We start from the raw sequence: 12,175 nt of genomic DNA on the forward strand, positions 1-12,175 counted from the left end.
CCAAACTGAGGATCCGGCCTTGATCCAGAAAAACCCGAACGCTAATCAGATTGCGGCGGATCAGATGATCCCCGTTGCACAACCTGACCTTGGCGGCAACGAAGAAAAATATGTTCTGGATGCCGTTCGGAGCACATGGATCTCGTCGACTGGCGCTTACGTTGATCGGTTCGAGAAAGAGTTCGCCGAATTCTGCGACAGCAAGGAAGCGATCGCAATCTGCAATGGCACAGCTGCATTACACGTTGTGCTAATGGCACTTGGTTGCGGACCCGGCGACGAAGTCATCGTGCCGTCTCTTACTTACATCGCGACGGCAAATGCAGTCCGCTATGTCGGAGCAGAACCTCTTTTCGTTGACGTGGATCCGGAAACATGGACCATCGATCCGCAACAGTTGGAACGAGCGATCACTCGAAAGACCAAAGGTATCATTTCGGTCGATCTCTACGGTCACCCAATCGATGCCGACGCGATCAACCACACGGCTGGCATTCACGGATTATGGCACATTGAAGATGCTGCAGAGGCGCACGGCGGGCTCTACAAGGGGCGTCCAACTGGATCACTGGGTGACGTGGCAACCTTTTCTTTCTTCGGCAACAAAATTTTGACGTGCGGAGAAGGCGGAGCAGTCACCACCGATAATTCTCAGTTAGCTCGCCGAGTCAGAACGTTGAAAGGCCAGGGGGTTGACCCCAACCGGCGCTATTTCTTCCCTGTCACGGGCTACAACTTCCGTCTGACAAACGTCGCCTGCGCCTTGCTCTGTGCCCAGATGGAACGGGACAAAGAGATTATCACTCAGCGACGTAAAGTATTCTCTTTGTACGATCAGTTCCTTGAAGGAATCCCGGGCGTTCATCACCAACCGATTGCGGAATGGGCAGTTCAGGCTCCGTGGCTGTACTCAATCACGATCGACCCTAAAGCGTACGGTATGACTCGAGATGAGATGGCGATCGAGTTGAAGAAGCGAAAGATCGACACGCGACCATTCTTTACACCATTGCACCGCCTTCCTCCGTTCGTACGCGAATCCGAAGCACGCAACGAACACCTACCAGTCACAGATCGATTAGCTTCGCAGGGCATTAACTTGCCAACCTGGTCTCCCGCAGACGAATTGACGATCAAGCGGGTCTCGGACGCGATCCGCGACATTCAGGCCGGAGCCTAAACATGCGAATTGCAATCGATTTGCGACAGTACACGCTATCGGACACCGGCGGTACAACCTATGCCGTTGGCTTAATAGAGCACTTACCCAGATATCTCGACCACGACTTTGTATATGTCGTCAACTCAAATACGGAAAATTTTGCACGCGAACGGATTGGCGACCGGCATGAGATCATCGTCAACGATCACCAAATCTTGCGACCTCGAAATCCGATCGCGGTTGCCAAGAGGATTGTTCATGATCTCTCTCCGCTTTCCCGGCATATCATTGATGATTTGAAAGTCGACATCGCTCACTTTCCTGGTGATCGAATCAGCCCACGAAACGTTAGGACTCCAGGAGTTCTTACTTTCTTTGGCGGCAACCACTTTGTACTGCCCAATCACGTTTACTGGCAGAATAAAACAGTCCAACGCATTGCGCGTCAAAATGTAGTGCAATGCCTTCACCTCGCGAAATCGATTCTCGTGCCTTCGGTTTTCGTGAAGTCGGTGCTGGTGAATCAGGTTCGGATTCCTGCCGAGCGTGTGTTTGTTCGAGAGCTTGTTTCATGGGCCTCGGGAATTGAAACTGAAGAAGCATGCGAAAAGCCTGGCGGCATTCCGGAATGCAAACAGTTCCTTCTTTTTACTTCGTCGCACGTAACTTACAAGAATCATTATCGACTATTGGGCGCCTTTGCGAAGCTTCCCGAGAGCATTCGAAAATCGATGCCGCTGTTGATTACGGGAAAGATGCCAGAAGGGCTTGAAGGTCGCATAAAAGAGCTAAATCTTTCACAGTACGTACATCACTTGGGCTTCGTGAGCCGTGCCGAACTCGTTTGGCTCTATCGAAATGCCAAAGCCTACGTTCACCCATCGCTTTACGAAGCTGGCGGATCATTCTCCATGTTTGAGGCGGCGTATTCCGGCACGCCCGTCCTGTGCTCGCAACTAAATAGCATGCTGGAGATGATGCCGAACGCAATTCACTTCGATCCGTATGACGAAGAAGCAATCGCTTCCAAACTTCTGCTCGCCGCGGAAAACGACCTTAGCGACGTTGCCCTAAGAGGCTATCAACGAATGAAGTCATTTCACCTTGAAGATTCAGTGGCCGTCACAGGTCGAGCCTACGAAAAGGCTTTGGCAGACGCCTAGTTCTGCCAAGCAATCCAATGACCCAGGAAGCCCCCAAGAAAAAATCCTTTGTGCATCAGGTCCATCATCTGTTCCGCGGACAATTGCTTTATGCGTTCGCAACATGGGCTGTGCTTGCGATGTTGCTAAAATTTGGAAGCGACGTCGAAGCCGGTAAATACACTCTGGCTTTGGCAATGTCGGCTCCTATCTTTCTTTTTTTCGACTTGAACCTCAGAGTCACGAGGTCGACCGACCATCAGTTCAACGAAAATTATCGGAACTATGTCGGACTGAGAATCCTGTGCCTGACTGTTGCGAGCCTGATTACAGCAATCGTTGCGATGACGTTTTTCCCAGAGCGGATTCTCGTGTTTCTGGGAATGATCGCGTTTCGCATCGGTGACTCGTTGAGCAATTTGAGCTTCGGCGGCTATCAGCGAATGCAGGAAAGCGATCGAATTGGTAAATCGCTGACGTGGAAAGGAATTGTTTGCCTTTCTCTTTTGGCAATCGTCATTCCGATGAGCAGCGGGCAAGCTTGGGTCGCAACAATGTTCATGGCAGCCATTTCGCTGACATGGGCAATCACCATCGACCTCCCGGGAGCATGGAGGCTCAACGAGTCCGACTATCCGCTGACTTTCACGTCCGCGATCGAATTCGTCAAGGATCTCTCCGCGTCGGCCAGAATTGCCCACCGCAGTTTGCCGTTGGGTTTTGACGCTCTGATGTCGTCGTTGGCACTTAATATGCCCAGATACTGCATCGAGTATTTCTTTGGCACCGCAGCGCTCGGTGTCTTCGGCGTTCTTTCGCAGCTTGCATTTTCAATTCAGCTATTGATCGGAGCGGTCGGCCACGCTGGGGTTTCTGTCCTCTCGTCGTTGTTTCAGCAAGACAACAATCAACCGTTCTGGAGATTGCTGCACCGTATGTTGCTCGCAAGCGTCGGCGTTGGCGTCGTCGCCATCATCGGCGGGTCACTGGTAATGCCTGAACTGCTCGGGTGGCTGTTAAGGCCTCAGCTCAACGAAACGTTGCTTCTATTCTTGTTGCTTGTGGCAAGTGGTCTTGCTGGAATCCAGCGAACCGCGGGAAGAGCCACACAAGCCTGTGGTTCGTACTTTGTTTACACGATGTTCGATGTTGTGATCTTTGCGACCTCAGCAATATCTTCGCTGTTGCTGGTGAAACACTACGGAGTTTTTGGAGCTGCGACATCGCTGATCCTTGCATTCGCTGCCGGATTGTTAGTCACATTGATTTACATCTATGGCGTATTGGCCAAGGCACATAATCATAAAGCCCCGGAAGCCGGAGCGTCGAATCCCTGATGTCTGACTCAAACTCTTATGCGACAAATCCCGTGCTCTCAGACAACGAAACAATGGCGATAGGCCACCGCCCCACGTTTATCAGTATTGGACCTGGGCGATGCGCAACCAGTTGGCTACACCAAAGCCTTGAAGCTCACGCGGAAATCGCCATGGCTTCCGTCAAAGAGACTGAATACTTCAATACGTTCTATGATCGCTCAGCTGCCTGGTACGAGTCACATTTTAAATCGCACGCGCCGGCCGTGGGTGAAATATCGTCGAACTACTACCTCGATCCGGATGTTGCCAAGCGAATCAGGGACTACGACCCTTCGATCAGGATAATTATTAACCTTCGCAATCCCTTCACGTTGTTGCAGTCGTTTTATAACTTTGGCGTGCGAAGAGGCATGGAACTGAATTCACTTGCTCAATCGATGGACGTACCCATTGGCAGTCTGATGGGTTCAGGATTTGCCAGCCGGAAGAAAAGAAATTCTCTAACTCCATCAGACACAGTCACGCTGTTAGATTCGGTTTGCCTTCACGATCGCCTCAAGCCCTTCCTGGAAGTCTTCCCGAATGACCAGATCCATTTCTTTATCTTCGAAGAGTTGCAATATGATTGGCAGGCGGCCTTGTCGAATGCTTACAAGTTTTTGGGCGTTGCCGCTGACTTTGAACCCGAGGGGGCAAGCCAAATTGTCAACTCTTCCGTCGTTCCCAAATCAAAATTAGTTGCCCGACTGGCGACAAATACGGCTTCGCTGCTAAGAAGCGTTGGAATGTATCGCCTGCTCTCTACGCTTCATCGAAGTAACTTGGTGAAAAAAATTCTGTTCAATTCGAACAAAGAAGGTTCAGAGCTGTCGAACCTCCGCAGCACTCTCGACCCGACGGTCGTGAAGCGATTGGATGCACAAATCGAACGATTGAAAGCAATGCATCGACCTTTGAATAAACTTTGGAAAGAAGACTGAACTATCAAGTGATTGCATGAGCACTGAGCAAACTACAAGAAACATACCGTTCTTCAAAGCCATCATTGGCGAAGAAGAGATTCAGAGCGTGGTCGAAACGCTAAATTCCGGATGGCTAACTTCGGGCCCCAAAGTCAAGCAATTCGAAACTGAATTCGCCAACTTTGTCGGTGCAAAACATGCGATCGCGGTTAACAGCGCTACAGCTGCTCTCCATCTTGCACTGGAGGCCCACGGCATCGGGCGGGGCGACAAGGTCCTTGTCCCGACACTTACGTTTGCTGCCACCGCCGAAGTTGTCATCCACCTCGGCGCCACTCCCGTTCTGGTCGACATTAATCCGGCAACATTCAACATCTGCGCCGAAGACATACGAGCAAAAATTTGTGCCGACACCAAGGCAATCATGCCAGTGCACTACGCCGGACAGCCTTGCAACATGGATGTCATTCAGGACATTGCACGCGAACACGATATTCCAGTTATCGAAGATGCGGCACATGCTTTTCCTGCCCAGTGGAAAGGCAACATGATTGGCTCGATTGGCCAAGTGACCTGTTTTTCGTTCTACGCAAACAAGACGATCACGACGGGTGAAGGAGGAATGATCACAACGGAGAACGATGAACTTGCTGCTCGCATGAAGCAAATGAGCTTACATGGACTCAGTCGCGACGCCTGGAATCGATTTAGCGCTAAAGGATCCTGGCGATATGAAATCCAGGCCCCGGGTTACAAGTACAACATGCCCGATGTCGCTGCCGCCATTGGACTGGGGCAACTTCATCAGGCAGACAAGTTTCACAGTGGTCGCAAATCGGCGGCCCTTCGGTATATCGAAGCGTTTAAAGATTTCGATTTCATTGAAACACTGACTATCGAAAAACACGCGAGCCACGCCTGGCACCTGATGGTCATCAAGCTGAATCTCATTAAGCTGAACATTGACCGTTCGGATTTCATCGTTGAATTGAACGAGGCAGGAGTTGGGACAAGCGTCCACTACACTCCCCTTCACTTGCATCCGCTCTATCAAAACGAATACGGATACAGCCCAGCAGACTTACCGGTCGCATCGAGAGTATTTGAGCAAATCATTTCGCTACCGTTGTATCCTTCGATGTCGACCGACGAGATTGATTACGTGGTTGCAACTGTAAAACGAATCGCAAACGATAACGCCAAGTGATCAAGCGATTGTTTGACATTGTTCTTTCTCTAACTGGCATCATCGTGCTGAGCCCGGTAATGTTGGTGTGCGCGTTGCTTGTCAAGTTGACATCTAAAGGTCCTGTTTTCTTTGAGCAAATTCGGGTTGGAAAGAACTTTCAACCCTTCGGGATCCTTAAGTTCCGTTCGATGGTCGTTGATGCCGAGAAACTTGGAGCTCAGATCACTGCTGATCGCGATCCGAGGATTACCTCGATTGGTCGAATACTTCGAAAGACGAAACTTGATGAACTGCCTCAGTTGATCAATGTTCTCAAAGGCGACATGAGCTTGGTTGGGCCCCGCCCTGAAGTTCCCAAGTACGTGGAATTGTTCGAGGAAGATTTTCGCAAACTTCTCCAGGTTCGACCGGGCATCACAGATATTGCATCGATCGAGTATCGCTTTGAAGAAGAGATTCTGGCCCAATCTTCCGATCCGACGCAAACTTACATCGAAGAGATTCTTCCCGCGAAAATCAAACTTGGCGAGCAATACGTCAACAAGTCATCGGTCCTGTTTGACGTCCAGCTGATTTTCAAAACGTTTCTCACGATCGTAGGATCCGACAGAAAACCGCCAAAGTCGACGGCTGGCGAACCAATGAACAAGGCCTCTTCTTGATGCATATACTACTGGTTCACCGCTACTATTGGCCCGACACGCCTGCCTATGCGAAGATGTTGCATATCATGGCCAAAGATTACGTGTCCCGCGGGCATCGGGTAACGGTTTTCTCAACTCAGCCGTGCTACAACGGGAACTATCTGGAGCATCCGGCACCCGCGTACGAGATCGTTGACGGCGTCGAGATCTTTCGGACGCCGCTGTTGCGAGAAAGCAAAAAGACACGGATTCGCAGAGCCCTCAACGTCGTAATTTTTTGTCTATCGTTGATCGTTCACTGCTTCCGCCGTATTCGAACATACGATCTGATGTCCGTCGCTTCATTTCCGCCAGTCGTGATGGGAATGACGGCTCGGTTCATTTGTCTGTTCAGTCGATCAAAATATCTCTACCACTGTCAGGATCTCTATCCAGAGACCGTCGTCGCCAGTGGCCTTTTGAAAAAGAAATGGCTTGAATCCCTCTCACGATCCATCGACTTGAAGAACTGCCGCAAGGCAGTCGCGGTCGTCGTCCTTTCCGAAGACATGAAAACGACCGTTTTGAATCGGGATCCGAAACTCGACAACGTTCACGTCATCAATAACTTCATCATCGATCAGTTTGATGAGACGGTTTCCATCTCTGACGATCTAAAAGCATCTTCGGAATCGTTTCGAGTACTGTTCGCCGGCAACCTTGGGCGATTCCAAAACCTTGATAAATTGATGGACGCGGCGCACCGACTCGCTGACCAGTCAGAAATTCAGTTCTGGTTTGTCGGAGACGGAGCGCTCAAAAACCATTTGGTAGAAGCGTCGGGAACGCTGTTGAACAGAACAGTTTTCTTCAGACCGTTCCTGCCTTTGAAAGAAGTCATGGTTGTGATTTCAGAGTCACAGTTGGGCATCGTGTCGCTGAACCCTGGCGTGGTCTATTGTGCGTTTCCGAGTAAAACGATGAGCTACCTCGAATCAGGATGTCGTCTGTTATTGCTGGTCGAGCCTGAGTCTGAACTGGCTGGCTTCGTGAGCGATAACGAGTTGGGAACCGTTTGCAAGCATGCCACGGCAGAATCACTTGTCGATGCGGTTTTATCGGAGTTTGAACAATGGCAGCAGGGCGGACAGCCAGCGAGGTCAATCCAACAGGTTGGTAGAGAGAACTTTGGTCAAAATGTTATTCTCGACAAGTGGAGCCAGTTGCTTTGCTTGATAGAGCGACGAAACTAATGACGATTGAACGCTGCTATCACACCCTGACTCCTGAATCGACGATCGACCACCTGTCCAGTGAAAACGCACTTGGCCGTGTGAGGGCATCATTAATTCTCGCGTAATGGCAACTCTATTGGATCAGTATGATCTGGGTTGCCAACTTTTTTGGCCGCGTCGGATCTTTGATCCAAGATCTTGCTATAGGTAAAACGGACTGCCGACTTATCTCCATCAAGCAAAGTCGTTTCAAACGCCGATGTCAACTCAATCGCTCGCATTGCCCGAAACACATCATTTGCCAACCCAGTCATTGGGTAGAGTAGTCCCTAAAGTCGTCTCTCAGCATTGAAGCTCGACAGCAGCTTAGATGGACTCAATCCCTCCAAACGCGAATTTGCCTCAGAAGTACCCCACAACACTATGCCTTCGACAACTGACAAAAACTTGAAGCGTATTTTTCTTTCAGCGCCGCACATGTGCGGTCGTGAATTGGACTATGTGAAGAAAGCGTTTGAATCGAACTACATTGCTCCGGTTGGACCGCAACTTGACCAATTCGAAGAACTGTTTTCCGAGATCACAGGACTGCCTCACTGCGTGGCCGTGGCGAACGGAACGTCTGCGATCCATTTGATGCTTCGCTGCATTGGGATCAAACCTGGAGACCTCGTACTTGCGTCGACGTTGACATTTATTGGCAGCGTTGCAGGGGCGAAGTATTTGGGGGCAGACCTTGGATTCATCGACTGTGATTACGACACGTGGAACATGGACATCGACGTTCTCGAAAAGGAAATTGAATCGCTGTTAAAGTCAGGCATCAAACCGGCGGCGGTTCTTCCGACTGAAAACTACGGTCAGCCATGCGACGTCGACCGACTTCGATCCGTTTGCGATCGATACGAAATCCCGCTTGTGATGGACTGTGCGGAAACAGTTGGCGCGACGTATAAAGGTCAGCATGTCGGGCACGGGGTTAAGGCGGCTGCATTTTCATTCAACGGCAACAAGATTGTGACGACTTCCGGCGGAGGCATGGTGACGAGCGACGATGGTGCGTTGATCGATCACGCTCGCTACCTCGCGAACCAGGCGAAACAACCGGGTTGGCAATATGAGCATCATGAGATCGGCTACAACTACCGGCTGAGCAATATTTTGGCCGCGATCGGCATCAGTCAACTCGAGGTCATTGAGCAAAGGGTTCAACGGAAACGTGAGATCTTCAATCAGTACAAAGATGAGCTGGCAGAAGTGCCTGGCATTCGCTTTATGCCGGACGTTAGCTACGGAGTCGGCAACCGATGGCTGACTGCGGTGATGATCGACGAGAAAGAATTTGGCGTCGACAACATCGCCGTGATGACCGGGCTCGAAGCCGAAAACATTGAGTCTCGCCCAATCTGGCGTCCGTTGCACACGCAAAAGGTATTCGCCAACTGCCGCGTCGCCGGCGGGCAAGTCGCAGAATCAATTAACCGACAGGGCATCTGCTTGCCCAGTGGAACTTCGATGTCAAACGAAGACGTTACGCGAATCTGCAAAACGATCCGCAGCCTTTGCAAAACTCGATCCCTCAGAGAAACCGGCTGATCGCCGGACATTACATCAGCAAACTGATGTGTATCAGCATGAACCACTTTCCCAAAATAAAAATCGATCCCCCGGCAGTCATCATTGGCGCTGCTCGCAGTGGTACGAACATGCTTCGTAATCTGTTGTCCGAACTGGAACCGTTCGCAACGTGGCCCTGTGACGAGATCAACTACATTTGGCGACACGGCAACCGCGAGTTCGAAACCGACGAGTTCACGGCAGAGATGGCGAACGAAAAAACGGTTGCTTACATTCGAAAGCAATTTGCCAGATTCGCAAAGGACCATCCCGGCAAAATGGTGATCGAAAAAACCTGTGCCAATACGCTTCGATGCGAATTCGTTCAGGCAGTCCTTCCCAATGCAAAATTCATCCACATCATCCGCGATGGACGTGATGCGGCTGCATCTGCTTCGCTACGCTGGAATGCTGGTTTGGATATTGGGTATCTCATGAAGAAAGCCCGTTACGTCCCCAAGACTGATGTACCGTACTACGCACTCAGGTACCTCGGCAGTCATATATATCGTTTGACAGCAAAGAAGGATCGCCTTTCAACCTGGGGACCGAAGTTCACGGGCATGCAAACAGCGTTTGAACAAAATGATCTGGCAGTAGGATGCGCGATTCAGTGGAAATCTTGCGTCAGCAAAGCCATCGAACAGCTTGGCAAACTGGATCAAAAGAAGGTCATGACGGTTCGCTACGAAGCCGTCACATCTGATCCAGCGATGTGGCTGAACAAAATCTGTGAGTTTCTTGATCGAGATGTCGCCCCGGTAAGCATTGCGGAACTCACCGACAGTGTTTCGAAAAAGAGCGTAGGCAAATGGCAAAAGCAACTCTCGGAACTACAGGTACAACAGATCAACGAGGTCGCCGGCGATCTTTTGACAAAACTGGGCTACGTGGAACCGTGAGTGCTTCGTCCATGAACCAAATTGATTCTGTACCAAACACCATCCCAAACGGCGGTTTGACGTTTGCGCAACGCTTTTGCAAACGAACGTTTGACATTGTTGCAGCGATCCTTGGCTTGTTGTTGCTTTGGCCATTGATACTGTTCGGCTGGATACTTGCAACGATCAGCACTCGTAAAAACGGGCTGTTTGTGCACCAGCGGATCGGCTTGCACGGGCGGCCGTTTCCGATGTACAAACTTCGTTCGATGAGAGAAGTCCCCGGCGTCACAACGACTAACACTGCTGGCAATGACGTTCGCATCACTCGAACTGGTAAGTGGTTGCGTAGACTGAAAATCGATGAATTGCCTCAACTGATCAATGTCCTTTTTGGTCACATGAGTTTTGTTGGGGCTCGGCCGGACGTCGCGGGCTACACCGATGTGCTGGAAGGGGAGGACAGAATTCTGCTGTCGATGCGACCAGGAATTACCGGTCCGGCATCGTTAACGTACCGCCACGAAGAAGAAATCCTGGCGGCGGCGGACGATGCGGAGTATCGCAATGACCATATACTGTGGCCGCACAAGGTGAAACTCAACCGCAAGTATCTGGACGAGTGGTCGTTCATCGGCGACCTCAGATACATTCTACAAACGTTTATTGGTTCACCAATCACGATTGCTCCTGATGACTTTAAGGACCCAAGTTGAAACTGCTGCTCGCACATCGTTACATTCGCCCAGACACTCCAGGCTATGCGCACATGCTTTACATCATGGGCCGCAAGTTTGCCGAGCAGGGTCATGATGTAACCATTTTCTCGGCGCAGCCGGGGTATAACAACGCTTACGATGGCCCGCGTTTACCGGTTAGAGAAACAACTGACGGCATGACCATCATTCGCATTCCGCTGCTCAAGGAAGATAAAAAGAAGCCGATCCCACGAGCAATCAACGTCGTGGTCTTCGGGCTTTGGCTGTTCTTTCACGCCGTGTTTCGATTCAAGCCATACGACTTGATGACAGTGTCAACTTTCCCGCCAACGATCATGGCAACCGTCGCTCGAGCGATCTGCTTTTTCCGTCGAACGGAATACATTTACCACTGCATGGATTTGTATCCGGAAATTGCACAAGCCAGTGGCTTGCTAAAACGTTCGCTGCCGCTTCGAATCGCTGCTTGGGTTGACAAGCGGAATTGCCAGAAAGCAAAAGCTGTCGTTGTGCTCTCCGATGACATGCTGGCCTCCCTGAGAAACCGTGGGCTCGCTGGCGACAATGTACACGTGATCAACAATTTCATTATCGACACCGTTGACGAATCCGCGAGTGTTCCAGCGGCTTTCGAAGTTCCGACTGAGAAGTTTCGCGTGCTATTTGCCGGAAACATTGGGCGTTTTCAAAGCCTGGAAACGATCGTCGACGCGGCAAAACTTCTGTCAACGAACGACGAGATCGAGTTCTGGTTCATCGGCGCTGGCGTAAGCGTGGACGCGTTGAAAAAGCGGTCTGACTCTGCGACTGGTCAGTCGATACACTTTCATCCCTACCTGCCGATCGAAGCCGTGATGAAAGTCATCAATCGCTGCAATCTAGGGGTGGTATCGTTGGCTCCCAAAGTGATCCTCAGCGCCTATCCGAGCAAGACGATGACCTACCTTGAAGCAGGTTGCAAACTACTGTGTCTGGTCGAAGGAGATACTTCGCTCGCTACATTGGTGAATCAACACAATCTGGGATCCGTTTGTACGCAACCTGCAACTGCCGATGAAGTCGCATCAGCGATCTCAAAAGAGTTTGATAGTTGGAAACGCTACGGGTACGACCGTGACGCAATTCAAAATGTTGGTCGAGCCCATTTCGGACAAGAGGCCATACTGGATTGCTGGTTGCGGTTGCTGGGAGGAAAATCGCCGGGAACACCAGACGCTGTCAAGCCAGCTTCGTTCTCTGCCAGCACAAGCGAATTAAGGAAAACACAGACCACTGAATTCGTGCACTCTGCGGATTAGCCGGATTGAGAAAAACCGTAATAATCTT

General features: G+C 50.7%; 11 protein-coding genes. All 11 read left to right on the forward strand.

Going from position 1 to position 12,175, the window contains the following annotated elements; genetic code table 11:
* Nucleotides 1-19 precede the first annotated feature (19 nt).
* Entirely contained in the window at nt 20-1,180 is a 1,161-nt protein-coding gene (locus tag MFFC18_RS10260) for a DegT/DnrJ/EryC1/StrS family aminotransferase (RefSeq protein WP_238381101.1), read from the forward strand.
* A 2-nt stretch (nt 1,181-1,182) separates the two neighbouring features.
* Complete coding sequence (locus MFFC18_RS10265; protein WP_084416677.1) at nt 1,183-2,325, forward strand: glycosyltransferase; 1,143 nt, start codon at nt 1,183-1,185, stop codon at nt 2,323-2,325.
* Between the two features lie 17 nt (nt 2,326-2,342).
* Nucleotides 2,343-3,641 (forward strand): lipopolysaccharide biosynthesis protein, encoded by a 1,299-nt coding sequence (locus tag MFFC18_RS10270; RefSeq protein ID WP_075081564.1) that lies wholly within the window; start codon nt 2,343-2,345, stop codon nt 3,639-3,641.
* A 53-nt stretch (nt 3,642-3,694) separates the two neighbouring features.
* Complete coding sequence (locus MFFC18_RS10275; protein WP_238381105.1) at nt 3,695-4,603, forward strand: sulfotransferase domain-containing protein; 909 nt, start codon at nt 3,695-3,697, stop codon at nt 4,601-4,603.
* A 16-nt stretch (nt 4,604-4,619) separates the two neighbouring features.
* Nucleotides 4,620-5,792, forward strand: a complete 1,173-nt coding sequence (locus MFFC18_RS10280) for a DegT/DnrJ/EryC1/StrS family aminotransferase (protein WP_075081562.1) — start codon at nt 4,620-4,622, stop codon at nt 5,790-5,792.
* On the forward strand, nt 5,789-6,436 hold the full coding sequence (locus tag MFFC18_RS10285; RefSeq protein ID WP_075081561.1) for a sugar transferase: 648 nt from the start codon (nt 5,789-5,791) through the stop codon (nt 6,434-6,436). The genes MFFC18_RS10280 and MFFC18_RS10285 overlap by 4 nt, the downstream gene beginning before the upstream one ends.
* Nucleotides 6,436-7,650, forward strand: coding sequence for a glycosyltransferase family 4 protein (locus MFFC18_RS10290; RefSeq protein WP_084416676.1), 1,215 nt, complete (start codon nt 6,436-6,438; stop codon nt 7,648-7,650). The genes MFFC18_RS10285 and MFFC18_RS10290 overlap by 1 nt, the downstream gene beginning before the upstream one ends.
* Nucleotides 7,651-8,055: 405 nt before the next feature.
* Nucleotides 8,056-9,228 (forward strand): aminotransferase class I/II-fold pyridoxal phosphate-dependent enzyme, encoded by a 1,173-nt coding sequence (locus MFFC18_RS10295; protein WP_075081558.1) that lies wholly within the window; start codon nt 8,056-8,058, stop codon nt 9,226-9,228.
* Between the two features lie 38 nt (nt 9,229-9,266).
* Nucleotides 9,267-10,151 (forward strand): sulfotransferase family protein, encoded by an 885-nt coding sequence (locus MFFC18_RS10300; protein WP_075081619.1) that lies wholly within the window; start codon nt 9,267-9,269, stop codon nt 10,149-10,151.
* Between the two features lie 11 nt (nt 10,152-10,162).
* Nucleotides 10,163-10,846, forward strand: coding sequence for a sugar transferase (locus MFFC18_RS10305; protein WP_075081618.1), 684 nt, complete (start codon nt 10,163-10,165; stop codon nt 10,844-10,846).
* Entirely contained in the window at nt 10,843-12,147 is a 1,305-nt protein-coding gene (locus tag MFFC18_RS10310) for a glycosyltransferase family 4 protein (protein ID WP_075081557.1), read from the forward strand. Before MFFC18_RS10305 ends, MFFC18_RS10310 begins: the two co-directional genes overlap by 4 nt.
* Nucleotides 12,148-12,175 lie beyond the last annotated feature (28 nt).

The sequence above is a fragment of the Mariniblastus fucicola genome (assembly GCF_008087665.1).
GTDB classification, from domain to species: Bacteria; Planctomycetota; Planctomycetia; order Pirellulales; family Pirellulaceae; genus Mariniblastus; species Mariniblastus fucicola.

Excerpts from the sequence above, each read along its gene's own strand:
- MFFC18_RS10265 (WP_084416677.1), top strand. The coding sequence starts at position 1,183 with ATGCGAATTGCAATCGATTTGCGACAGTACACGCTATCGGACACCGGC.
- MFFC18_RS10270 (WP_075081564.1), top strand. The coding sequence starts at position 2,343 with ATGACCCAGGAAGCCCCCAAGAAAAAATCCTTTGTGCATCAGGTCCAT.
- MFFC18_RS10275 (WP_238381105.1), top strand. The coding sequence starts at position 3,695 with ATGGCGATAGGCCACCGCCCCACGTTTATCAGTATTGGACCTGGGCGA.
- MFFC18_RS10280 (WP_075081562.1), top strand. The coding sequence starts at position 4,620 with ATGAGCACTGAGCAAACTACAAGAAACATACCGTTCTTCAAAGCCATC.
- MFFC18_RS10290 (WP_084416676.1), top strand. The coding sequence starts at position 6,436 with ATGCATATACTACTGGTTCACCGCTACTATTGGCCCGACACGCCTGCC.
- MFFC18_RS10295 (WP_075081558.1), top strand. The coding sequence starts at position 8,056 with ATGCCTTCGACAACTGACAAAAACTTGAAGCGTATTTTTCTTTCAGCG.
- MFFC18_RS10300 (WP_075081619.1), top strand. The coding sequence starts at position 9,267 with ATGAACCACTTTCCCAAAATAAAAATCGATCCCCCGGCAGTCATCATT.
- MFFC18_RS10305 (WP_075081618.1), top strand. The coding sequence starts at position 10,163 with ATGAACCAAATTGATTCTGTACCAAACACCATCCCAAACGGCGGTTTG.